Source organism: Delftia sp. Lp-1 (assembly GCF_020523835.1).
GTDB classification, from domain to species: Bacteria; Pseudomonadota; Gammaproteobacteria; order Burkholderiales; family Burkholderiaceae_C; genus Comamonas; species Comamonas acidovorans.
The window spans coordinates 2,089,092-2,112,551 of sequence record NZ_JAJALJ010000001.1 but is presented as its reverse complement, the minus strand read 5'-3'; the positions used below and the strand labels follow the sequence as shown (position 1 = coordinate 2,112,551).

The 23,460-nt window shown below is 69.8% G+C and carries 20 protein-coding genes; 13 read left to right on the top strand and 7 right to left on the bottom strand.

The window, feature by feature from the left end; genetic code table 11:
* Nucleotides 1–93 precede the first annotated feature (93 nt).
* From LGR64_RS09370 to LGR64_RS09355, 4 genes are all read left to right on the top strand, one after another.
* Nucleotides 94–1,293 carry an MFS transporter gene (locus tag LGR64_RS09370; RefSeq protein ID WP_230355310.1) on the top strand — a complete coding sequence of 400 codons (1,200 nt, stop codon included), beginning with the start codon at nucleotides 94–96 and terminating at the stop codon, nucleotides 1,291–1,293.
* 136 nt (nucleotides 1,294–1,429) lie between these two features.
* Entirely contained in the window at nucleotides 1,430–2,386 is a 957-nt protein-coding gene (locus LGR64_RS09365) for a TlpA family protein disulfide reductase (RefSeq protein ID WP_230355309.1), read from the top strand.
* On the top strand, nucleotides 2,383–3,189 hold the full coding sequence (gene dsbG / locus LGR64_RS09360) for a thiol:disulfide interchange protein DsbG (protein WP_230355308.1): 807 nt from the start codon (nucleotides 2,383–2,385) through the stop codon (nucleotides 3,187–3,189). Before LGR64_RS09365 ends, dsbG begins: the two co-directional genes overlap by 4 nt.
* 11 nt (nucleotides 3,190–3,200) lie before the next feature.
* Nucleotides 3,201–3,602 carry a DsrE family protein gene (locus tag LGR64_RS09355; protein ID WP_141831665.1) on the top strand — a complete coding sequence of 134 codons (402 nt, stop codon included), beginning with the start codon at nucleotides 3,201–3,203 and terminating at the stop codon, nucleotides 3,600–3,602.
* Here LGR64_RS09355 and LGR64_RS09350 read toward each other — a convergent pair.
* A complete protein-coding gene (locus tag LGR64_RS09350) occupies nucleotides 3,587–4,051 on the bottom strand; it encodes a hypothetical protein (RefSeq protein WP_012206046.1) in 465 nt (154 codons plus the stop codon). The two genes, LGR64_RS09355 and LGR64_RS09350, sit on opposite strands and share 16 nt — an antisense overlap.
* A gap of 366 nt (nucleotides 4,052–4,417) precedes the next feature.
* Between LGR64_RS09350 and dsrO the strand changes: the two genes are divergently transcribed.
* The 3 genes from dsrO (at nucleotide 4,418) to LGR64_RS09335 (ending at nucleotide 9,602) form a co-directional block, all read left to right on the top strand.
* The gene (gene dsrO / locus LGR64_RS09345) at nucleotides 4,418–5,263 is read left to right on the top strand and encodes a sulfate reduction electron transfer complex DsrMKJOP subunit DsrO (protein ID WP_012206047.1); all 846 of its coding nucleotides are present in this window, start codon (nucleotides 4,418–4,420) and stop codon (nucleotides 5,261–5,263) included.
* Nucleotides 5,264–5,279: 16 nt separating this feature from the next.
* The gene (gene nrfD / locus LGR64_RS09340) at nucleotides 5,280–6,323 is read left to right on the top strand and encodes an NrfD/PsrC family molybdoenzyme membrane anchor subunit (RefSeq protein WP_230355307.1); all 1,044 of its coding nucleotides are present in this window, start codon (nucleotides 5,280–5,282) and stop codon (nucleotides 6,321–6,323) included.
* A 78-nt stretch (nucleotides 6,324–6,401) separates the two neighbouring features.
* Nucleotides 6,402–9,602: a tetrathionate reductase subunit A gene (locus LGR64_RS09335; protein WP_230355306.1), complete on the top strand. Its 3,201-nt coding sequence runs from the start codon at nucleotides 6,402–6,404 to the stop codon at nucleotides 9,600–9,602.
* Here the strand turns inward: LGR64_RS09335 and LGR64_RS09330 are convergent, their stop codons facing one another.
* The 6 genes from LGR64_RS09330 to LGR64_RS09305 all read right to left on the bottom strand — a co-directional run bounded on the left by LGR64_RS09330 (nucleotide 9,603) and on the right by LGR64_RS09305 (nucleotide 16,429).
* Entirely contained in the window at nucleotides 9,603–11,057 is a 1,455-nt protein-coding gene (locus LGR64_RS09330) for an efflux transporter outer membrane subunit (RefSeq protein ID WP_230355305.1), read from the bottom strand.
* Nucleotides 11,054–12,295, bottom strand: coding sequence for an HlyD family secretion protein (locus LGR64_RS09325; RefSeq protein WP_230355304.1), 1,242 nt, complete (start codon nucleotides 12,293–12,295; stop codon nucleotides 11,054–11,056). Before LGR64_RS09325 ends, LGR64_RS09330 begins: the two co-directional genes overlap by 4 nt.
* A 29-nt stretch (nucleotides 12,296–12,324) precedes the next feature.
* Nucleotides 12,325–14,100 (bottom strand): MFS transporter, encoded by a 1,776-nt coding sequence (locus LGR64_RS09320; protein WP_012206052.1) that lies wholly within the window; start codon nucleotides 14,098–14,100, stop codon nucleotides 12,325–12,327.
* A gap of 1 nt (nucleotide 14,101) precedes the next feature.
* Entirely contained in the window at nucleotides 14,102–14,650 is a 549-nt protein-coding gene (locus LGR64_RS09315) for a TetR/AcrR family transcriptional regulator (protein WP_230355303.1), read from the bottom strand.
* A 105-nt stretch (nucleotides 14,651–14,755) separates the two neighbouring features.
* Complete coding sequence (locus LGR64_RS09310) at nucleotides 14,756–15,673, bottom strand: pseudouridine synthase (RefSeq protein WP_141831655.1); 918 nt, start codon at nucleotides 15,671–15,673, stop codon at nucleotides 14,756–14,758.
* 12 nt (nucleotides 15,674–15,685) lie between these two features.
* Entirely contained in the window at nucleotides 15,686–16,429 is a 744-nt protein-coding gene (locus LGR64_RS09305) for a GntR family transcriptional regulator (protein WP_071956139.1), read from the bottom strand.
* A gap of 138 nt (nucleotides 16,430–16,567) precedes the next feature.
* Between LGR64_RS09305 and LGR64_RS09300 the strand changes: the two genes are divergently transcribed.
* The 6 genes from LGR64_RS09300 to tsaA all read left to right on the top strand — a co-directional run bounded on the left by LGR64_RS09300 (nucleotide 16,568) and on the right by tsaA (nucleotide 23,429).
* Nucleotides 16,568–17,362 (top strand): SDR family oxidoreductase, encoded by a 795-nt coding sequence (locus LGR64_RS09300; protein WP_141831653.1) that lies wholly within the window; start codon nucleotides 16,568–16,570, stop codon nucleotides 17,360–17,362.
* A gap of 54 nt (nucleotides 17,363–17,416) precedes the next feature.
* Entirely contained in the window at nucleotides 17,417–18,349 is a 933-nt protein-coding gene (locus tag LGR64_RS09295; RefSeq protein WP_043821529.1) for a 3-keto-5-aminohexanoate cleavage protein, read from the top strand.
* Between the two features lie 112 nt (nucleotides 18,350–18,461).
* Nucleotides 18,462–19,796 carry an MFS transporter gene (locus LGR64_RS09290; protein ID WP_141831650.1) on the top strand — a complete coding sequence of 445 codons (1,335 nt, stop codon included), beginning with the start codon at nucleotides 18,462–18,464 and terminating at the stop codon, nucleotides 19,794–19,796.
* A 147-nt stretch (nucleotides 19,797–19,943) separates the two neighbouring features.
* Nucleotides 19,944–22,217, top strand: a complete 2,274-nt coding sequence (locus LGR64_RS09285; RefSeq protein ID WP_141831648.1) for an AsmA family protein — start codon at nucleotides 19,944–19,946, stop codon at nucleotides 22,215–22,217.
* A 352-nt stretch (nucleotides 22,218–22,569) separates the two neighbouring features.
* A complete protein-coding gene (locus LGR64_RS09280; protein ID WP_013802017.1) occupies nucleotides 22,570–22,932 on the top strand; it encodes a winged helix-turn-helix domain-containing protein in 363 nt (120 codons plus the stop codon).
* On the top strand, nucleotides 22,929–23,429 hold the full coding sequence (tsaA, locus tag LGR64_RS09275; protein WP_141831646.1) for a tRNA (N6-threonylcarbamoyladenosine(37)-N6)-methyltransferase TrmO: 501 nt from the start codon (nucleotides 22,929–22,931) through the stop codon (nucleotides 23,427–23,429). Before LGR64_RS09280 ends, tsaA begins: the two co-directional genes overlap by 4 nt.
* Nucleotides 23,430–23,460 lie beyond the last annotated feature (31 nt).

The window sequence follows — 23,460 nt, the reverse complement described above, 5'->3', positions numbered from 1 at the left end:
GTATATAGGATTCTATTCATACGCAGCGTATGTATTTTCTCTGTCCCGCGACGGCGGTGCAACACCCCCCACCTGTTTGAAGGGATCTGGACCATGAATTCGTCTTCCTCCACGCGGCCCGAACCCGCCGCGCGCCGCCCGTGGCTGGCCGTGTCCGCCGTGGGCCTGGCCACCTTTTCCGTGGTGACCACGGAAATGCTGCCGGTCGGCCTGCTCACATCCATTGCTGGCAGCCTGGGCACCTCCATGGGCAGGGCCGGCCTGATGCTCTCGCTGCCGGCGCTGCTGGCCGCGCTGTTCGCGCCGCTGGTGGTGATGGCGGCGGGCGGCATGGACCGGCGCCGCATCCTGTGCGGACTGCTGGCCCTGCTCGTGCTGGCCAACCTGGCCTCGGCGCTGGCGCCGTCGCTGATCTGGCTGCTGGCCGCGCGCGTCCTGGTGGGCTTTTGCCTGGGCGGCATCTGGGCAATCGCGGGCGGGCTGGCGGCACGGCTGGTACCCCAGGCGTCGATGGGCCTGGCAACCTCCATCATCTTTGGCGGCGTGGCGGCGGCCTCGGTGCTGGGCGTGCCGCTGGGCGCGCTGATCGGCGATTTCGCGGGATGGCGCTGGGCCTTTGGTGGCATGGCAGGCTTCAGCGCACTGGTGCTGGCGCTGCACGTGGCCGTTCTCCCCGCCCTGCCTGCCACAGGCTCGGCCAGCCTGCGCCAGTTCAGCCATCAGCTGGCCAACCGCGGGCTGCAGGCCGGGCTGGCACTGACGCTGCTGCTGGTGGCCGGGCATTTCATGTCCTTCACCTTCGTTCGCCCGCTGCTGCTGACGGTGTCGGGGTTCGATGCGCAATGGATGAGTGCGCTGCTGCTGGCTTACGGCATCGCGGGTATTGCGGGCAACTTCCTGGCGGGCATCATCGCGGCGCGCCGCACGGCGCCGAGTCTGGCGGCGATCGCCCTGGGCCTGCTGCTGGCGCCTGTGCTGTTCCTGTCCGTGGGCGACTCGCCAACCGGTGGTGGCGCCGTGCTGCTGGTCTGGGGCCTGGCCTACGGCGGCGTATCGGTGGGCCTGATGACCTGGATGATGCAGGCTGCGCCACGCGCCGTGGAAATTGCCACGGCGCTGTACGTTGGCGTCTTCAACATCGGTATTGCGCTGGGCTCATGGGCGGGCGGCCAACTGGTCGATGGCTGGGGGCTGCACGCCACGCTCTGGCTGTCTGGCGGCTTGGCCGCTGCGGCCTTGCTGCTGTCTGCGGCCATGGGATTGGCTGGGCGAAATGGACCGGTCGCAGCCTGATGGCCATGAGGCCGTTAACCCTCGTTAACCCCCCGTTAATTCCCCGCTGCCAGCATCCACGACCTGTCAGCCTGCATGGCTGAAACTCCCTTCCATGCATCTCCGGTCATCCCCTCTTCTTTCGTCCTTCCTGCCCTTGCTTGCTGGCCTGCTGCTGGCGCCTTCGCCTGTTCTTGCCGGAGCGGCAGAGCCTGGCGGGCCGTCAGCGCTATCGGCGCTGGGCGCCTGGCTGCACCTGCCTGCCAGCCTGGCGCTGGGCCCGCTGGTCCTGCCGATGGGTGTGGTGGTGGCCATGCTGGCCTGGCTGCTGGCGCAGTGGCTGGCGCGCAGGAATGAAAGGCGCACGGGCCAGGCCGTGGATGCGCTGCTGTGGCAAAGCACCCTGGCCGGCCTGCTGGCGGCGCGCCTGGCCTATGTCGCGCAGTGGTGGACAGAGTACGCGCCGGCCCCCTGGGATTGGAGCGGGATGCCGGCCTTCGCAGGCCGCATCATCGATATCCGCGACGGGGGATGGAACCTGTGGGCCGGCCTGCTGGCCGCGCTGCTGTACATGCTGTGGCGCAGCCGCCGCTCCCCGGTGCTGCGCCGCGCCACAGGGCTGGCGCTGGGCGCGGGGGCGGCCCTGCTGGTGCTGGGCAGCCTGCTGCAGGCGCTGCCGTCCGCAGATGCACCGGCCCTGCCGGCCTTCACCCTGGTCAACGGACAGGCGCAGCCGGTCTCGCTGCAGCAGTTGCAGCAGGCCGATGGCAAGCCCATGGTCATCAACCTCTGGGCCACCTGGTGCCCGCCCTGCCGGCGCGAGATGCCGGTGCTGGCCCAGGCCCAGCAGCAGCGGCCCGATGTGCGCTTCATCTGGATCAACCAGGGCGAGTCAGCCGAGGCCGTGATGGGCTACCTGCGGCGCGAGCAGGCAGCAGCCCCGCTGCCGCTGGCCCAGGTGCTGTTCGACCCGCAGCAGCAGGCCGGCCGGCACTGGCGCCAGCGGGGCCTGCCTTCCACCTATTTCTATGGCGCCGACGGCCGGCTGTGCGGCATGCGCATGGGCGAGCTGTCGCGCGCCAGCCTGGCCCAGCATCTGAAGGAATGTTCATGAGCGCTTCCCCCCTGTTCCCCCTGCCTGCACTGGCAGGAGCCCTGGCCCTGTCGACAGCCTTGGCCCTGCCGGCTGCGGCGTCCGAGCTGCCATCGGAGGATTTCCTGGCCCAGCAGGGACTGACCCTGGTGGGACCGCTGCCGGCCGTGGGCGGACTCAAGGCCTGGGCCACCTACCGCGACCGCCAGCCCGTGCCCATCTACCGCATGCCTGACGGCAAGCACTGGGTGCTGGGCACGGTCATCGACGCCCAGGGCCGCGACGTGAACGCCCAGGCCCTGCAGGCCGCCGTGCAAAAGCCCATGGGCGAGCAACTGTGGAGCGATGTGCAGCGCGCCCAGTCCATACCGGACGGCCGGGCCGACGCGCCGCGCACGGTCTATGTGTTCACCGACCCCAACTGCCCCTATTGCAACCAGCTGTGGAACGATGCCCGGCCCTGGGTGGAGAGCGGCCAGGTGCAGTTGCGCCACATTCTGGTGGGCATCCTCAAGCCCAGCAGCGAGGGCAAGGCCGCCGCCTTGCTGACCGCGCGCCAGCCAGAGCAGGCCCTGGCCGAGCACGCACGTGCCTATGCCAAGGCCGGCCGCGCCAGCGCAGAAGGCGCGGGCGCCACGCCGCTGGCCCCGGTGCCGCAGGCCACGCGGCAGGTGTTGGCCAACCATGCCTCGCTGATGTCCACCTGGGGCCTGCGTGCCACGCCGGCCCTGGTCTGGAAGGATGACAAGGGGCTGGTGCAGGTACGCACCGGCCTGCCGCCGGGCCTGCTGGAAGAGGTCATGGGGCCGCGTGGCAGGAAATGACGAGGACGACCATGAGCACAAGCCGTTGTCCCGCCGCTTCCACCTCCTCCAGCGACTGTAGCGACCTGTTCCCCGCCCGGCCGGATGCGCCGCCGCTGCGCATCGTGCTGCATGCGCCCACGCCCGGCGCCCTGGCCCGTGCACGCAGCAATCTGGCCAACCTGCGCCAGGACCGGCCCGGTGCCGAGGTCCGCATCGTCATCAACGGCCCGGCCGTCGAGGCGCTGCTGGACGCCGCGCCGGGCACGCCCCAACATCTGGATGCAGAGGCCCTGGCCCATGCGCTGGTCTGCCCGAACACGCTCAGGAAGCTGGGCCGCGAGGCGCCTGCCGGCATGCGCGTGCTGCCGCAGGGCGGCATCGAGTCACTGGCCCTGCTGCAGCAGTCGGCCTGGTGCTACGTGCGCTGCTGAGCGGCCTGCGCCAGCGAGGCCAGGCAGCGCGCCTGCCATTGGTATTCAGGCTCGAACGATTCACGGTCCGTGACGGCGCCGTGGCCGCCCTCGCCATAGACCATGGCGTAGGCCGCATAGTCGGCCGCCTGCAGCGCCCGGCCCGCCAGCCCATGGGCCGTGGCATAGGTGGCGGACACGGCGGCATGGCCGCAGCCGTCGAGGGAGCGCGATCCCTGGTGGTGGTTGGCCAGGCTGGCGGCCTCGCGGGCCAGGCGATCCAGCTCCTGCCTGTCGATCTGGCCGTCCAGGTAGCGGCGAAGGCCTTGTGCGCAGCGGATGACGTCCGGGTCTTCCAGCAGGTGCGCGATGCGGTCCACGCAGGCCTGTGTGAATTGCAGCCTCAGGTGCTCGCCGGCTTCGGCGGCAAGGTCCAGTTCCGAAGCAAGGCTGTTCAGGGCATGGTTCATGGAGAACTCCTTGGCAGTGGCGACACAAGCAGCGTAGACCGGGGCCGCGCGCGGAAACAAGAGGGTGATTTCCGATACGCGCCCCGCATTCCCGAGGAATGCAGTCACCCTGTTAACCCCGTCTTAATCCCTGCGCCACACGCTATGGACTGCCTTGGGCGCCTGTCCATGGCAGGCAGTTGGTGGCGCTTTGCAAGCCCTCGGCAGGCACTCAGCAGGCACTTGGAAAGCCCATTGCTTGACTCACATCAAGCCGCCAAGGCCCTGAATTTCATATATTAAATTCAATATAAAAAGCATATTTTTAATGCTTTATTGAGTTTGAGCGACCACGATCCGTGGCCGCAGGACGATGAAAGACAGGCCATGCCAAAAACTTCCCGCGCCGGCAGCGGCTGCAACGACTGCAGCTGCAAGCCCTCCTCCCAGGACATCCCCGCCCGCACCGCCGCCCATGCGCAGCCCGCCGCAGGCAAGCGCGGCTTCCTGCAGGACCTGCTGGCCGCCGCCATGGCGGCCGTGGCCCTGCCCGTGGCGGCGGCCGCGCCCGGCACCCCCGGTTTTCAACCGCCGCGCCGTCCCGGCGAGGCCGGCAGGCGCTACGGCATGCTGGTGGATCTGCGCCGCTGCATAGGCTGCCAGGCCTGCACGGTGAGCTGCTCCATGGAGAACCTGCCGCCGCTGGGCCAGTTCCGCACCACGGTGCTGCAGTACGAGGTGCAGCACGCGGGCAACGAGGACCTCCCGCCGGCCATGCTCAACCTGCCGCGCCTGTGCAACCACTGCGACAACCCGCCCTGCGTGCCGGTCTGCCCGGTGCAGGCCACCTTCCAGCGCAGCGACGGCATCGTGCTGGTGGACAACGAGCGCTGCGTGGGCTGCGGCTACTGCGTGCAGGCCTGCCCCTATGACGCACGCTTCATCAACCACGAGACGCAGACCGCCGACAAGTGCACCTTCTGCGAGCACCGCCTGGAAGCCGGCCTGCTGCCGGCCTGCGTGGAAAGCTGCGTGGGCGGCGCCCGCGTGATCGGCGACCTCAACGACGAGGGCAGCGAGATCCGCCAGCGCATGCGCGAGCACGCCAAGGACCTCAAGGTGCTCAAGCCCGCCATGGGCACGGACCCGCATGTGTACTACCTGGGATTGCCCGACGCCTTCGTCGACGGCGTGGACGGGCAGGCCAGCGTGCGGCTGGTCACTTCCCACTGAACGCAAGGAGCACCCCATGCACATCGTCGAACTCCTGACCCCCGCCTACGAATCGGCCTGGCTGCCCTGGGCCGTGCAGTACTTCTTCCTGGCCGGCATTGCCACGGGCGCTGCCCTGCTGGCCGCCGCCTGCGCCTGGGCGCCGCGCGCCAGCGCCATGGCGCGCCTGCTGCCGGCCGCCGTGCTGGTGCTGGCCGTGAGCGCCATCGCCGCACCCGTGTCGCTGCTGGCCGACCTGCACCAGCCTGCGCGCTTTTGGCATTTCTATGCGCACTTCACGCCGTGGTCGTGGATGTCGGTGGGCGCCCTGCTGCTGCCGGCCTTCGTGGGACTGGCGCTGGCCTTCGTGCTGGCCTGGTGGCTGGGCCGGCCGCAGTGGCTGCGCTGGCTGGCGCCGCTGCTGGCCGTGTCGGCGCTGACCATCACCGCCTATACCGGCGCCGAGCTGATGGCCGTGCGCTCGCGCCCGCTGTGGAACACGCTGTGGGTGCCGCTGAACCTGGCACTCACGGGCTGGCTGGCCACGGTGGGCTGCATGCTGGTGACGGCGCGCTTTCTGCCCGCCCGCCACCGCCCCGATGCCGGCGCCCTGCAGGCCCTGCGCGTGCTGGGCCTGGCGCTGGCGCTGTGCCTGCTGGCCATGGTGGCGGTCTGGGCCGTTGCCGGCTGGCTGGGCCAGGGCCGCTCCTTCCAGGCGGCGCTGCAGCTGTGGCAGCAGTTTCCGGTCTGGCGCCTGAGCATGCTGGGCTCGGCCGTGGCCGGTGCCGCCCTGCTGTGGGCCCTGGTGCGGGGTGGGCAGCGCATGGCCTGCCCGCGCTACACGCTGGCCCTGGGGCTGGGCCTGGCCGCCGCGGCCTGGGCCTTCCGCTGGGCGCTGTTCATGGGCGTGCAAGGCGTGCCCAAGTACGGCGCGGGCCTGTACATCTACCACATGCCGCTGGGCGGCGACGGCCTGCTGGGCATGCTGGGCGTGGCCGGCCTGTGCATTGCACTGGTGACGCTGGCCACCTGGGCGCTGGAGCTGTTTCCCGCGCGTTCGGCCACGGCCCGCGCCCTCTGACACCGCCGCCCTGACGACCCCTCACCCATTCACGGAGCGCGGCCCGCCACCGGCCGGCCGCGCCACAGAAAGCCTTTCATGACCGACAAGAAGAAACTCCCCCAAGCTCCCCAAGATTCCCTGGATGCCGAGGCCGCCCGCCGCCGCCTGCTGCTGCGCGGCGGACTCACCGCCGGTGGGCTGGCCGCCTTCGCGGCCGGCTACGGTGAAACACTGGCGCGCGGTGCCAAGGGCCTGGTTGCAGGCACCTCGGGCACGCCCACGGCCAGCGCCACGCGCGGCAATTCGCTGACGCCCGAGTTCCGCATCGACCCGGCCACGGGCGCGCTCGCCACCCAGCCCGGCCAGGTGGTCAGCCCCTCCAGCTGCCTGGGCTGCTGGACGCAGTGCGGCGTGCGCGTGCGTGTCGATACCGCCAGCAACCGCATCCTGCGCGTGGCAGGCAACCCCTACCACCCACTGGCCACCACGCGCCCGGCCGCCATGGAAGAACCCGTGCGCGAGGTCTACGCCAAACTGGGCAAGGAGCTGGGCCTGGAGGGCCGGGCCACGGCCTGCGCGCGCGGCTCGTCCATGCTGGAGCACCAGAGTGCGCCGCACCGCGTGCTCACCCCGCTCAAGCGCGTGGGCCCGCGCGGCAGCGGCCGCTGGCAGAGCATTTCCTTCGAGCAACTGGTGCAGGAAGTCTGCGAGGGCGGCGATCTGTTCGGCGAAGGCCAGGTCGAGGGCCTGCGCGCCATCTGGGACACCAGGACGCCGCTGGACGCCGACAACCCCGAGTTCGGCCCGCGCTCCAACCAGTTGCTGGTGACCGACGCCTCCAACGAAGGCCGCGCCCAGCTGCTGCGCCGTTTTGCGGGGCCGTCCTTCGGCACCGTGAACGTCAGCAACCACGGCGCCTACTGCGGCCAGAGTTTTCGCGTGGGTGCGGCAGCGGCCCTGGGCGACCTGCCCGGCATGCCGCACGGCAAGCCGGACTGGAGCCATGCCAGCTTCGGCCTGTTCATCGGCGCGGCGCCCGCGCAGTCCGGCAACCCCTTCCAGCGCCAGGGCCGCGAACTGGCCGAGGCCCGCTCGCGCGAGGACAACCGTTTCCGCTACGTGGTGGTCTCGCCCGTGCTGCCGACCTCGTCCAGCCTGGCTGCGGGCAGCGGCAACCGCTGGCTGGCCGTCAAGCCGGCCAGCGACCTGGCCCTGGCCATGGCGCTGATCCGCGTCATCCTGGACGAGGCGCGCCATGACACGGGCTTTCTCGCCCAGCCCGGCCCGGCCGCCATGCAGGCCGCGGGCGAGGCGTCCTGGAGCAATGCCACGCACCTGCTGGTCAACGAGCCCGGCCACCCGCGCCATGGCAGCTTTCTGCGCGGCGCCGACCTGGGCTGGGCCCTGCCCGCGCCAGCCGAAGACGGCAAGCCGGCCCAGGATGTGTTCGTGGTGCAGCGTGCCGATGGCAGCCTGGCGCCGCACACCCAGGCCGAGCCTGCACAGCTGATGGTGCGCGCCCGCGTGGCCGTGCCCGGCCTGAAGGCAGAAGGCGCGGACCAGGCCCCCGAGCTGTCGGTCTGCTCCTCGCTGGCCAAGCTGCATGAGCAGGCCAGCCTCAAGACACTGGACGAATACGCGGCGCTGTGCGGCGTGGCGCGCGGCGAGATCGAGGCGCTGGCGCGCGAGTTCACCAGCCATGGCAAGCGCGCCGTGGCCGATGCGCATGGCGGCACCATGAGCGGCGCGGGCTTCTACACCGCCTACGCCATCAGCATGCTCAACACCCTGGTGGGCAACCTCAACGTGCAGGGCGGCCTGGTGCTGGATGCCGGCCCGTTCGGCCCCTTCGGCCCGGGCCCGCGCTACGACTTCGCCAACTTCGACGGCAAGGTCAAGCCGCGCGGCCTGGCGCTGTCACGCCACCGCCAGCCCTACGAGAAAAGCGCGGAATTCCAGCGCAAGCGCGAGGGCCAGCCCGAGGGCGCGAAGAACTACCCCGCCGCCCAGGCCCCGTGGTACCCGGCCGTGGGCGGCCTGTCCAGCGAGATGCTGGCCAGCGCGCTGGCCGGTTACCCCTATCGCGCCAAGGCCTGGATCAACCACATGAGCAACCCCGTCTACGGCATTGCGGGCTTTCGCAACGCGCTGGTGGACGATCTCAAGGACCCGAAGAAGCTGCCGCTGATCGTCTCCATCGATCCCTTCATCAACGAGACCAGCGCGCTGGCCGATTTCATCGTGCCCGATACCGTGACCTACGAGAGCTGGGGCATCTCGGCGCCCTGGGCCGACGTGGTGGCCAAAAGCTCCACCGTGCGCTGGCCCGTGGTGCAGCCCGCCGTGGCGCGCACGGCCGACGGCCAGCCCGTGAACGTGGAGAGCTTTCTCTTCGCCGTGGCAGAACGGCTGGGCCTGCCCGGCTTTGGCGAGGCCGCCATCAAGGACGCCCAGGGCCAGCCCCATGCGCTGCGCTCGGCCGAGGACTTCTTCATCCATGCCCTGGCCAACGTGGCCTGGGCAGGCGGCAAGCCCGTGCCGGCGGCCAGCGATGACGACATCGCCATCACCGGCGTGGACAGGCTGGTGCCCGCGCTGCGCCAGCGCCTGAAGGACGATGAATGGCGCCAGGTGGCCATGCTGCTGACGCGCGGCGGGCGCTTCGACCGCATCGAGGACGCCTGGAAGGACGGCCACACCCGCAAGGCCCACGCGCCTGCCCTGCAGGTGTGGAGCGAGGAGCTGGCCCGCATGCGCCACGCCATGACGGGCGAGCGCTACAGCGGCTGCCCCACCTGGTATCCGGCGCGGCTGGCCGACGGCAGCGCCATGCGCACGCATTTCGGCGAGCAGCAATGGCCGCTGCTGCTGACCTCCTACAAGTCCAACCTGATGAGTTCCATGTCGATTGCCGTCTCGCGGCTGCGCCAGGTGCATCCGCACAACCCGGTGTCCCTGCACCGCGATGACGCCGAGCGGCTGGGCATCGCCAACGGCGACACGGTGCGCATCCGCACGCCGGGCGGCGCGGTGACGGCCGTGGCCATGGTGCGCGACGGCGTGATGCCGGGCACCGTGGCCATCGAGCACGGCTACGGCCACCGCGAGCTGGGCGCGGGCCGCCACAGCATCGACGGCAAGCCCATGCCGGTGAACGCCGAGCATGCCAATGGCGTGAACCTCAACGACCTGGGCTTTGCCGATCCCACGCGGCCCGGCTGCAAAAACGTGTGGGTGGACTGGGTGTCCGGCGCCACGGTGCGCCAGGGCCTGCCTGCGCGCATCGAGAAGGTCTGATCAGCGGGCGGGGCTGGCGACAGGTGCAGTGACGGTTGCAGCGACTGGTGTGGTGGCGGCCTGCCAGCCCCCGCCCAGCGCCTGGTACAGCGCAATGGCGTTTTCCAGCTGGCTCTGGCGCAGGCGTATCACCTCCTGCTGCGCCTGGAAGAGATTGCGCTGGGCGTCCAGCTCTTCCAGGTAGCTGGCGTAGCCGGCCTCGTAGCGGTCCTTGGCAAAGCCCAGGGAGCGCTGCAGCACCGCCTCGCGTTCGCTGGCGTGCTGCCACTGCGACTGCAGGCGCCGGGTGCCGACCAGGGCGTTTTCCACATCGGCCAGGGCCTTGATCACCACGCCACGGTAGGCATAGGCGGCCTGGTCGCGCTGGGCGGCGGCGGCGTCGAACTGCCCTTGCAGCCGGCCGCCCGTGAACAGCGGCGCGAGCACGCTGCCGCCCAGGGCCCAGACCGTGGCCGGGTGGTATTGCAGGGCATTGACCAGCAGGCTGCCGGCGCTGGCCGTCAGCGAGACCTGGGGCAGGAAGGCGGTGCGCTGCACGGCCAGGCTTTCGTCGGCGGCCGCCAGTTGCAGTTGGGCCCGTGCAATGTCGGGGCGGCGCTGCAGCAAGGCAGAAGGCAGGCCGGCGGCCGGCGCAGGCGGCGGTGCGCCCAGCGCAGCGGACTGGCCGTCGGTTGTTGCCATGAGCGCGGCTGCCTGCTCGTCACCCTCGCCGCCGGCCAGCAGCAGGAGCGCCGTGCGCTGGCGCGCCAGCGACAGCTCCAGCTGCTCCACGGCCTGCTGCACGGATTGCAGCTCGGCCTGCGCCTGGGTGAGCTGCAGCTGCGAGGTGTAGCCGACGCGCGCCTGATCGTCAGCCAGGCGCAGGGCCTGTTCGCGCGAGCGGGCCGTGGCCTGGGCCACTTGCAGCTGCGATTGCAGCGAGCGCAGGCCCACATAGGCCTGGGCCGTGGTGGCTGCCACGGCCAGGGCCACGGCGTCGCGGTCGGCCTCGCTGGCCTGCAGGCGCAGGACGGCGGCCTTTTCCAGGTGGGCGATGCGGCCCCACAGATCAGGCTCCCAGCTGGCCTGCAGGCCGGGCTGAACCGAGCGCGTGTGCGCCAGGCCCCGCGCGCCCAGGCTGCGGCCCGTGGAGGTGCCAGCCGTGGCCGAGAGCTGGGGCAGGCCCGCAGCGCCTGCCACATCCAGGTTGGCCCGCGCCTCATCCACGCGCGACAGGGCCAGCAGCACATCGTTGTTGCGGGACTGGGCCAGCTCCACCCAGCGCGTGAGCAGCGGATCGCCAAAGGCCTGCCACCACGATGCCTGGACGGCGGCGGCCGGCTCCTGCCCTGCCCCGCTCCACTGGGCGGGCATGGCGGGCCGGGCCGCTTCAGGCGCGGTGCTCAGCGGCGGCACGCTGCAGCCGGCCAGCGCGGTGGCGCAGGCGATGGCCATGGCCAGTGCGCGGGCGGTCATGGGCGGGCCTCCGGTTGGGGTGCGGGTTGCCGTGCGGGTTGCGGTGCGGGTTGGGGCTCAGGCTGCGCCGTATCCAGCCGCACCACCACCGACATGCCCGCGCGCAGCCTGGCGGCCAGCTCCTGGTCGGGATCGATTGCAATCTTGACCGGCAGGCGCTGCACGACCTTGGTGAAGTTGCCCGTGGCGTTGTCGGCCTTGAGCACGCTGAATTCCGAGCCCGTGGCCGGCGCGATCTCCAGCACGCGGCCCGTGAGGTGGGCGCCGCCCAGCGCATCGACGCTGAAGCGCACAGCTTGTCCTATGCGCACCTGGGCGGTCTGGGTTTCCTTGAAGTTGGCCACCACCCACAGCGTGTGCGGCACCACGTACATGAGCTGGGAGCCGGCCGTGACGTACTGGCCCCGGCGCACGCCCACCTCGCTGACCTGGCCATCGCCGGGCGCGTGCACCACGGTGTTGTCCAGGTTGATCTGGGCCTGGCGCAGCTGGGCCTCGGCCATCTGGACCTGGGCTTCGAGCGAGGCGCGGTTCACCGTCGTCGCCTTGATCTTCTGGGCGTTGATTTCGATGTCGGCCTGGGCCTTGGCCACGTTGGTGGCCGCCAGGCGCGCGGTGGCACGCACCTTGTCGCGCTCGTTGAGCGAGACGGAGCCGCGCTCGGACAGCGCCTGCACGCGCTGCAGCTCGGCAGCCGCACGGTCGGATTCGGCCTGCGCCGCCGCCAGGCCGGCGCGGCTGGCGCCCAGCGTGGCGCGGTTCTGCGCCTGGGTCTGGTCGGCATTGGCCAGCTGTGCGCGGGCATTGGCCAGCTGGGCCTGCGCCTGGGCCTGGGCGGCTTCGTAGGTGCGGGCGTCGATGCGCACCAGGGGCTGGCCGGCCTTGACGTTCTCGTAGTCCTGCACCAGCACCTCGGTCACATAGCCGCTGACCTGGGGCGCGAGCACGGTGACGGCGCCGCGCACATAGGCGTTGTCGGTGCTGACCACGGTGCCCGCGAAGGGGAACAGGTTCCAGGCACGCAGCACCAGCAGGACGCCGGCCAGTGCGACCACCAGCATCACCAGCACGCTGCGCAGCGAGGGTTTGATGAGCTTGGGCGATGGCGATGGCGATGGCGATGGCGATGGCGATGGCGATGGCGAAGGTGAAGGGGAAGGCGAAGGCGCCGCAGCGGGAGCCGGCGCAGGCGAGGCAGAGGCGGCCGTGCCGCCATTGGAATTTTCGGAGTCACTCATGTTGTTGTCTTTTCTCTTGGCGAACGGTTTCAGGCGCGGGCGACGGGTTGGGTGGGCGGCTGGCCCGGCGCGTCCTGCGGCGCGGCGGCATCGGTGCCGCGCATGGCCGAGGCATCGGCGGCAGCGGCGCGCATGCGCTCCACGAAGGCGCGCTGGCGTGCGCGGCCTGCCAGGGCCAGCATCCACAGCAGGTAGAGCACGGCCACGCCGGCCGTGAGCGCGAACACGTCGTTGTAGGCGCGCACATTGGCCTCGCGGCGTGCGGCCTGCGCCAGCTGGGCCGTGCCCTGGGCCGCACGCAGGGCCGGGTCGGCGATGACGCGGGCCAGGCTTTGCTGCTGCAGGCGCAGGCGGTCGGCCACGATGGGGTCGGTGGGATCGACATCGGCCACGATGGCGGCCGAATACACCTGCTCGCGGTGCATCTGGTAGGTGCTCAGCAGGGCCGAGCCCATGAGCGCGCCCATGGCCTGCGTCATGGAGATGGTGACGATGGCCGTCAGCATGTAGTGCGCGCCGAACTTCAGGCCCTGCACCACGCCGATCAGCATCAGCGGCCCCATGAACAGGCCCGCGCCCACGGCCATGAGGAACTGGCTGCCGAAGAAGTCCTCGGGCCGGGCCAGGCTGGTGCGGCTGTGGTCCAGCCAGGCCGCCAGCGCGAACAGCACGATGGAGCCCACGATCTGCTTGCCCATGTTCTCCAGCCCGAAGGTCAGCGCCGACACGGCAATGCCCGCGATGGTGCCCAGCAGGATGACGATGAACAGCGGCTGCATCTGGTCCACCGTCATGCCCAGCATGCGCTGCATGCCGATCACGCCATAGGTCTGCTCGGTGGTCAGAAAGCGCAGCAGCAGCGCACCGATCACGAAGCGCACCGTGGGCGCCAGCACGAACCAGCGCGTCTGCAGCATGGGGTTGCGGCGGTGGTGCTCGATGTACAGCGCCACGCTCAGCAGGACGATGGAGCCGATCAGCATCCAGGCCAGCCAGGGCGTGTCCAGCCACCAGTGGTTGTAGCCCTGCACCAGCACGGCGATCAGCAGGCCCACGCCGGGCACCATGAGGAAGAAGGTCAGGAAGTCCAGCCGCTCGAAGCTGCGGATATGCACGCCCGGCGGCAGCTTGAGCACCACCACGCCCGCGAACGAGATCAGGGCCAGGCCGGCCTCGAACAGATAGAGGTTGTGCCACTCGCTGTTGAACAGCAGGCCCGGCGAGAGGATCCAGGCCAGCGGCGTGGCGATCTGCCCCAGCCCCACGCCGATCACCAGCATCTTGAGCACATGCTTGCGCGGCGCAGCCTGCAGCATGTAGAGCGTGCCCAGCGTGCTGCAGGTGGCGCCCGCCAGGCCGCTGGCCGCGCGCAGCATGAGCAGGCTGGTGTAGCTGCCCAGCACCAGGTGCAGCAGCGTCAGCAGCGCATACAGGCCCAGGCCGATCTCGGCGAACAGCCGCATGCCGAACTGCTGGCGGAACTTGTAGACCAGCAGGTTGGCCGTCATGTTGAGCATGACGTAGGCGCCGGTCAGCCAGGCGGCCTCGGAAGACGTCAGCCCCATCTGGCCCTGGATGGTGGGCAGGTTGGCCGTGAACAGTGCATTGCCCAGGCCACCCGTCAGCGCCACCAGCACGGCGATCAGGCCATAGGCGGCGCGCACGGCCGGCTGGTGCAGCGGCATGGACGGCGAGCCCGGCAGGCTGGGCTTTTCATGCTCTTCCCAGTCCGGCGGGGGCTTGAGGTAAACGACGGGGGGCGACGGGGGCAGCACGGGCCCCGGTGGAGTGGGTGTGGTGGCCATGTCAGGCCTTCAGGCCTTGCCAGACGATCTGCAGCGCCTTGCGCGCCAGGGTGCGCCGCTGCTGCGGCGTCTCGCCGCGCAGCGAGGCGCCCAGCATGCCGAAGACCAGGGACAGCTCGGCCTGCGTCAGCGGCTGGCGGCAATGGCCACAGGCCACGGCCCGGTCCATGGCCGGCCGAAAGATCTGCCACATGGCAACGCGGGCCTGGGCGATGACCTCGTCGCCGCGCTCCACCGTGCGCCAGTAATCGGTGATGGGGGCGGATACCGCAATGCGCTCGGCCAGGCGGGACAGCAGCTTGTAGAAGGCATCGTCGTCCTCGGCCATGGCTTCGGCCGCGCTGCGCATGGTGTCCAGCGAACGCTCCAGCAGCGCCAGCATCAGCGCGCGCCGGTCAGGAAACTGCCGGTACAGCGTGGCGCGGCCGACTTCGGCGCGCTCGACCACCAGGTCCAGCGGCGCGGTCACGCCATGCTCGGAAAACACGGCATCGGCCGCGTCCAGCAACTGGGCGCGGCGGATATCGGCACTGGGTCTTTTGGAAGTCATGCGGACAATTATCGGACAAAGTTGTCCGTTAAATGTCCGCAACCGGCCTATCCCATGGCAAGGCCATGGGCAAAAAACCAACGGTTTCCGGCAGTGGAAAAGCCTCTACAGGTCGGTCAGCGGCAGCAGCTGGCGGCGGCTGTCAAAGCGCCGCGACTGGCCGTCCAGAGGATCGGTGAAGGCCAGGCTGCGCGCCAGCAGCTGCAGCGGACGCGAATAGTCGCCCTCGGGCATGTCATGCACTTCGGGATAGAAGCCGTCGCCCCACAGCGGCAGGCCCAGGGCGGCCATGTGCACGCGCAGCTGGTGGCGCTTGCCGCTTTCGGGCTCCAGCCGGTAGCGCGCCCAGGGGCCGTGCTGCTCCAGCACCTGCATGTGGGTGCGGGTGTTGGGCGTGCCGGCCACCTCGTGCATGCGGAAGAAATGGCCGCTTTCCTCCATGCGGCTTTCATGCACGCGCGGAAAGGCCACATCTTCGCGCCAGGGCGCGACGGCCTCGTAGGTCTTGTGGATGGCACGGTCGCGGAACAGCGCCTGGTAGATGCCGCGCGTGGCGCGCTGCACCGAAAACACCACCAGCCCCGCCGTGTCGCGGTCGATGCGGTGGATGGGCGACAGCTCGGGCAGGTCGAACTCGCGCTTGAGCCGCACCAGCAGCGTCTGCTGCAGGTACCTGCCGGCCGGCACCACGGGCAGGAAATGCGGCTTGTCGGCCACCAGCAGATGCGCGTCGCGGTGGATGACCTCGGCCTCGAAGGGGATGGGCGGCTCGGCCTGCAGCTCGCGGTAGTAGTAGTAGCGCAGGCCCGGCGCAAAGGCCGTGCCTGCATCGGCGGCGCGGCCATGCTCGTCCACCACCTCGCGCAGCGCCAGGCGCCGCAGCCAGTCTTCGCGCGCCACGGCCGGCAGGCGCTCGGCCAGAAAATCGATCAGCAACCCGCCGCCCTGGCTGGGCAGCACCACGCAGCTGGGGCTGACGCCGTCGCGTATGGGAAGAACCTTGGGGTCGTGGGCGTTGTGCATGGGGCGGCGATTCTAGCGGCGCAGGACTTCCGGCGCGCCGTCATCCCCACCGCCCGCGGCACCGTCCGCCGTCACCAGCACGCCCGCCGAAACGATGTAGTCGGCCGCGCTTTCGATGTCGCCGCGCAGCGCCTCCTTGGCGGCTGGCGCATCGCCGCGCCGCAGCGCCTCGACCAGGCGCGCATGGTGGCCGACCGCCACCTGTTCGCTCACGCGGCGCGAGCCCGAGCGCATGTCGTGGTTGAGGATGGGGCCTATGCGCAGCCACAGCGCCTCGATCATCTGCAGCAGCATGGGCATGCCGGCCGCGCTGTAGACGGCGAAGTGGAAATCCTTGTTGAAGGCGATGAGCCGCGCGCCGTCCGGCGAGGCGCTGGCCATCTCGGCCGCAAAGCGGTCCTGCAGTGCGGCGATGCGTTCCAGCTCGGCGGCCGGCAGTTGCCGGGCCGCCTGCTCCGTGGCCAGGCCTTCGAGGTTGACGCGGATGCGCGTGATCTCGCGGAAGGCGCTTTCCGTCATCAAGGGCACGCGCAGCGCGCGGTTGGGCGTGAGTTCCAGCGCCTGCTCGGCCACCAGCCGGTGCACGGCCTCGCGCACGGGCATGACGCTGACGCCCAGCGCGCTGGCCGTGGTGCGCAGCGAGATCTGCTCGCCCGGAATCATCTGGCCCGTGATCAGCAATTCCCTGAGCTGTGCATAGACATCGCTGCTGAGGGTCTGGCGTTTGAGTGGGGTGACTAGTTCGTTGATGGCCATGGCGGCGATGGTAGCGCGGCGCCGCCGCTGTCATGCCGCATAGGGTATTCACCATATTTGATCTGTGATCACATATACAAAATCCAAACCCAACCCGAATCCCTTTCAACTTTGTTTGAGTCCCCAAGGAGTCCCCGCATGTGGAAAAACGATCTTCTGGCCGGCCAGCGCGTCCTGGTGACGGCGGGCGCCGCCGGAATCGGCCTGGAAATCAGCCGCGCCTTTGCCGAGGCCGGCGCGCGCGTCATGGTCTGTGACGTGGCCCAGGCCAGCCTGGATGCGCTGGCTGCCGCCCTGCCCGGCGCCAGCGGCCGTCTTGCCGATGTGTCGGATGCCTTGCAGGTGCAGGCCCTGTTCAAGGCCGTGGACAACGAGTTGGGCGGCCTGGACATCCTCGTCAACAACGCCGGGGTGGCCGGCCCCACGGGCGCGGTGGAGACGCTGGACCTGGCCGACTGGCAGCGCACGCTGGATGTGAACATCACCGGCGCCTTCCTGTGCACACGGCTGGCCGTGCCCCGGCTTCGGCAATCGGCACGCGAGGGCCGGCAGGCGGCCATCGTCAACCTGTCTTCGGCGGCAGGCCACCTGGGCATGCCGGGCCGCTCGGCCTATTCGGCGTCCAAGTGGGCGGTGATCGGCCTGACCAAGTCGCTGGCGCTGGAGCTGGGCGCCGACGGCATCCGGGTGAACGCCATCCTGCCGGGCGCCGTGGACGGCCCGCGCATCCGCGATGTGATTGCCGCCAAGGCGCAGGCGCGCGGCCTGCCGCTGGAGGACGTCACGCGCAGCTACACGCACCAGGCCGCGCTGGGCCGCATGGCCACGGCGCGCGACATTGCCAACATGGCCGTGTTTGCCGCCAGCCCGCTGGCCGGCCATGTCACGGGCCAGGAGCTGGCCGTCGATGGCCTGACCCAGGCGCTGAGCTGAGCACCCTCTCCTCCCCTCCTCCTCTCGACTTTTCACTGTTCGCAAGGACCTTCCATGGCCACCCGCACCAAAGCCATCATCACCTGCGCGCCCACGGGCGCCATCCACACGCCCAGCATGTCGCCCCACCTGCCGGTGACGGCCGAGCAGATTGCGCGCGCCGCCATCGATGCCGCCGAGGCCGGCGCCGCCATCGTGCACCTGCATGCCCGTGATCCCCGCGACGGACGCCCTTCGCAGGACCCTGAGCTGTTCCGCCCCTTTCTCAAGGCGATCCGTGCCGAGAGCGATGCCATCGTCAACATCACCACGGGCGGCAGCCCGCACATGACGGTGCAAGAGCGCATGCGGCCCGTGACCGAGTTCCAGCCCGAGCTGGCCTCGCTGAACATGGGCTCGATGAACTTCGGCCTGTTCCCCATGCTGGAGCGCTTCAAGGACCTGGAACACGCCTGGGAGCGCGAGCACCTGGAAAACAGCCGCAACCTGGTCTTCAAGAACACCTTTGCCGATATCGAAGGCATCCTGCGGCTGGGCCAGGCCCAGGGCACGCGATTCGAGTTCGAGTGCTACGACATCAGCCACCTGCACAACCTGGCGCATTTCGTGGACCGCGGGCTGGTGCAGGGGCCCGTGTTCGTGCAGTCGGTGTTCGGCATCCTGGGCGGCATCGGCGGCCACCCGGAGGACCTGATGCACATGCGGCGCACGGCCGACCGCCTGCTGGGCAGCAACTACCAGTGGTCCATCCTGGGCGCCGGGCGCAACCAGCTGCCGCTGGCCACCATGGGGGCGGCCATGGGCTCGCATGTGCGCGTGGGGCTGGAAGACTCTCTGTGGATAGGCCCGGGGCAGCTGGCCACCTCCAGCGCCGAGCAGGTGCGCCGCATCCGCACCGTGCTCGAGGCCCTGAATGTCGACGTCGCCACGCCTGACGAGGCGCGCAGCATGCTGGGCCTCAAGGGTGCGGCCAACGTGGCCTTCTGAGCCCCCCCTTTCCAACCATCCAGCACATAGCACCAGAGCCTGCTGCAGCAGGCCGGGCCGGTCCCTGGAAGTTCCGCCCCACGCCCCCCAAGCCTTGAAGGAGACAAGCACCATGTCCAGCCATTCCGTCCATGCGCCGCCGCCAGTTCCTGGCAATGCGGCCAGCAGTGCCAGCGCGGCGCTCAACGCCAGAATCTTCCGCCGGCTGATGCCGCTGCTGGTGCTGTCCTATGTGATCAGCTTCATAGACCGCACCAATATTGCGCTGGCCAAGTCGCACATCGAGGTGGACCTGGGCATCTCGGCGGCCGCCTACGGCCTGGGCGCGGGGCTGTTCTTCCTGAGCTATGCGCTGCTGGAAGTGCCCAGCAACCTGATCATGCACAGGGTGGGCGCGCGGTTCTGGATCACCCGCATCATGGTGACCTGGGGCCTGCTGTCGGCCGGCATGGCCTTCATCACCGGAGAGACCTCGTTCTACGCGATGCGCGTGCTGCTGGGTGCGGCCGAGGCGGGGCTGTTCCCCGGCGTGATGCTGTACCTGACCTACTGGTTCGGCCGCGAGGAACGGGCCCGCGCCATCGGCTACTTCCTGCTGGGCGTGTGCATTGCCAACATCCTCAGCGGCCCCGTGGGCGGCGCGCTGCTGCAGATGGACGGCTTCCTGGGCTGGCACGGCTGGCAGTGGATGTTCGTGATCGAGGGCCTGCCCGCCGTGGCCCTGGCCTGGGTGGTCTGGAAGAAGCTGCCAGACGGCCCGGCCAGCGCGCCCTGGCTGACGGCCGCCGAATCGCGCGAGGTACTGCAACGCCTGCAGGCCGAGCAGGACCAGCAGGCCAGCGCCGGCCAGGTGGGCCACTCGCTCCGGGACTGCCTGCGCGACCGCCAGATCTGGCTGGCCATCCTTGTCTACTTCTGCCACCAGATCAGCATCTACACGGTGATCTTCTTCCTGCCGGGCATCATCGGCACCTACGGCCAGCTCTCGCCGCTGCAGATCGGCACGCTCAACTCCGTGCCCTGGATCGCAGCCGCCATCGGTGCGGCCTGGCTGCCGCGCTTTGCCACCCACCCGCAGCGCTGCCGGCGCATGCTGCTGGCGGGCCTGGCCACCATGGCCGCCGGCCTGCTGGTAGCCGCGCTGGCGGGCAAGGCCTCGCCAGCCCTGGGCCTGCTGGGTTTCAGCCTGACGGCGCTGATGTTCTTCGTGGTGCAGTCCGTGGTCTTCCTGTTTCCGGCCTCGCGGCTGGCGGGCGCAGGGCTGGCGGGCGGCATAGCCCTGGTCAATACCTGCGGACTGGTGGGCGGTTTCATCGGCCCCACGGTGATGGGGATGATCGAACAGGCCACGGGCAGCACGCGCAACGGCCTGTTCATCATGGCGGGCCTGCTGGTGGTGGCCGCCCTGGCATCCACCCGGCTGCGCCAGGGCCAGGAGACGCCGTGATGACGGCCTCTTCCCCGCCGCAGGCCGCGCTGTAGGTCAATCTCCTGTATGCGGGCCTGCCGGCTGCCCGCCAGCGCGTCCCGGGCCTTGGCAAGCGTTTTCATGGCGATAGGATGGACCGAACCCCATTTAGCGGCCCCCTGCGCCATGACAGACACAGCGACCGACACAGCGAACCACAGCCCCGCCACACCAGCACCCCACCGCCCAGCCCGCCGCCGCTGGCTGCGCGCCCTTTTGTGGACGGTGTCGGCCCTGGTGCTGCTGCTCGCCGCGGTTGTGGTCCTGATTGCAACCTTCGACTGGAACCGGGCCAAGCCCTGGGTCAACGAACGCGTCAGCGAAAGTACCGGCCGCCACTTCGCCATTGAAGGCGACTTGCGCCTGCGCTGGACCTGGCCCCAGCCCCTGGACCAGGGCTGGCGCCATTGGGTCCCGGGCGTGACCATCGAGGCCGAGCAACTGGCCCTGGGCCAGCCCGAAGGCTGGCAGGTCGAGCAGGAACCGGCCAAGGGCAGCGACGAACTGCCAGCCCTGCCCGCGCCGCCCGACCATCTGAACAAGGGCCGGCTGCCCGAAGACCCACCCATGGGTCAGCGCAAGGACCAGCTAAAAGGGAAAACGAAGGCCAATGAAGGGGACGCGCAGGCCAGCCGCCCCGCACGCGATATCGATACCGACAGCATCGCCCTCTCCGACGAAAAGCTGGCGCCTCCGGCGCGCGATGCCGACACCATGGCCACGGCAGCCCGCGCCACGGCCAGCCTGCGGCTGTGGCCGCTGCTGGGCCGGCATGTGCTGCTGGACCATCTGCAACTGGAAGGCCCTGACCTGGTCTTTGCCCGGCGCAAGGATGGCAGCAACAACTGGACCTTCAAGCGCCCCGAGTCCACAGGGCCGCGCTGGCGCTTTCAGATAGCGCAATTGAGCCTGCGCGGCGGTCTGGTGGGCTGGAGCGATGGCGTGCGCCAGATGGCGGTACGCGCACGTCTGGACAGCCTTGTGCAGCCGCCCAGTCCAGACTTTCCGTATGGCATGCGCGTCGGCCTGACTGGCCGCATCGCCAAGGCCACGGTCGAGGCCCAGGGCCTCATCGGCCCCGTGCTGGACCTGCAAAGCGAACAGGCACGCTTTCCCGTGAAGCTGTGGGCCCATGCGGGCAGCCTGCGCGCCCGGGCCGAGGGCATTCTCGACAATCCCAGGTCGCTCAAGGGCATGGACCTGCAAGTGCGCCTGCGCGGCTCCAGCATGGCCGACCTGTTCCCGCTGACGGGTCTGCTGCTGCCGCGCACACCGCCCTTCGACACCAATGGCCATCTGGTCGGCAGCCTGGAGCCGGGGCGCGCCGTCTGGGATTACGAGGAATTCGATGGCCGCGTGGGCCAGAGCGATCTGCGCGGTACGCTGCACTACGCATCGGGCAAGCCGCGCCCCAAGCTCAGCGGCGATCTGGCCTCGCGCAAGCTGCGCCTGGCCGACCTGGGGCCGGTGGTGGGAGCACCTTCCACCAAGCAGGGCCAGAAGACCCGGCAGGCGGCCAGCGGCAAGGCCCTGCCCACGCAGCGCTTTGACACCAGCAAGTGGAATGCCATGGACATGGATGTGCGCTTCAAGAGCGACCGCATCGAGCGCCCCCAGGCCCTGCCCATCGAGGACTTCAGCGTGCATGCCGTCATGGACAACGGCGTGCTGCGCCTGTCCCCGCTGCGCTTCGGCATGGCCAAGGGCAGGCTGGACATCGAGGCCGTGGTGGACAGCGGCGCCAAGCCGCCCAAGGCCAGCCTCCAGGGCAAGGTCCAGGGGCTGCAGCTGTCGGCCCTGTTCCCCGAGATCGAACTGATGAAGAAAAGCCTGGGCAGCATGGATGGCGCGCTGGGCCTGGAGGGCCGGGGCCAGTCCATTGCCGAATGGCTGGGCACCAGCTCGGGCGACATCCGCCTGTATGTGCGCGATGGCCGCTTCAGCAAGCAGCTCCTGGACCTGGCCGCGCTGAACCTGGGCAGCGTCATCGTCACCAAGCTGTTCGGCGCCGACAAGGAAGTGCAGCTCAACTGCGCCGTTGCCGACCTGACCGTGAAGCAGGGCATTGCGCGCACCCGCAACGTCAAGCTGGCCACGCCCGAGGCCATCATCGAGGCCACCGGACAGATCAGCCTGGCGCAGGAGACCATGGACCTGCGCATCGTGCCCGAGTCGCTGAAGTGGAAGTTCTTCTCGCTGCGCACGCCGCTGTACGTGCGCGGCAGTTTCGCCCAGCCCAAGGTAGGGGTGGAGCCCGGCCCGCTGCTGCTGCGCGCGGGCGCGGCCGTGGCCGCCGCCGTGGTGGCGCCGGCGGCCCTGGCGCTGGTGCCGCTCACGGTGCCGGCCGCCGAGGAAGATGCGCAATGCCAGCGCCTGCTGGCAGAAAGCAGCAAGAAGTAAACGCGTGACCCGGATGCGCGGCAAGCGCCGCGCTGCATTGGCGCAAAAAGGCTAGCAAACCCGGTGGCAATGTGACGAAATAGCGCCGCAGCACACAGGCATCGAGACGCGGCGCCGGCAGGTCAAGGGCCTCGCCAATGCACTCGCAGACGATGCGCAGGCAGCGGGCGCCCTGGCGGCAGCGCCAGCGCGCCGGCCCCGACGGCCCGTGTGCAGGAACGCCCTGCCAGAGCACCCCTTCGCTGTAGCGATCCATGCATTGCGTATTTCCCCTTAGCCCCTGTGACGGCGCAAGCCGTTGATTTCGCTTAACCTTGACGTTCGCTTTTCTCCTGTGCCAAGTCCTTTTCCCATGTCCTCCAAAGTCCAGTTCCGCCTGCGCGTATACAACGACAGCACCATTGCCATCGGTCCCGGCAAGGTGCAGTTGCTCGAAGCCATTGCCGAGGCGGGCTCCATCTCGGCTGCAGCGCGATCGCTGGGCATGTCCTACCGGCGCGCCTGGGTGCTGGTCGACGAGATGAACCGCGCGCTGCAGACGCCGGCCGTCAACACCAGCGCTGGCGGCGCCCACGGCGGCGGCGCCTCGCTCACCTCCACGGGCGAAGCCATCGTCAGGCATTACCGCTCCATAGAGACCACGGCGCGCATGGCGGCGGCGGCCGATATCGCCGCGCTGACACGCCTGCTCAATCCCCAGGGAACGAGCGCATGAGCGCGTCCGGCTCCACGGCGCAGGCCGTCGCCTGCCGCCCCATCGGCCATGTGCGCAGCCGCTTCACCGACCCGGTGGGCATGCCCATACAGACGGCGGGCGCGGCCGACGAGGCCGGCCGCGTGGAGCTGCTGCCCGAGTTCGAGGCCGGGCTGCGCGACATCGAAGGCTTTGACTACCTGATCCTCATCACCCACCTGCACCAGGCCGTGGAAAAGCTGGAAGTCGTGCCCTTCATGGACGACAGCAGCCACGGCGTGTTCGCCACGCGCGCCCCGGCGCGGCCCAACCGGCTGGGCCTGTCCATCGTGCGCCTGGTGCGGCGCGAAGGACTGCTGCTGCATTTCCTGGGCAACGACATGCTGGACGGCACGCCCGTGCTCGACATCAAGCCCTACGTGCCCAGGCTGGATGTGCGCCAGACCGAGCGCATAGGCTGGTTCGGCAAGCGCATAGACCAGATGCCGGACATCCGCGCCGACGCCCGCATGGCCTGAGCCTGCTTCGGCAGCCGCAGCAACGGCAACA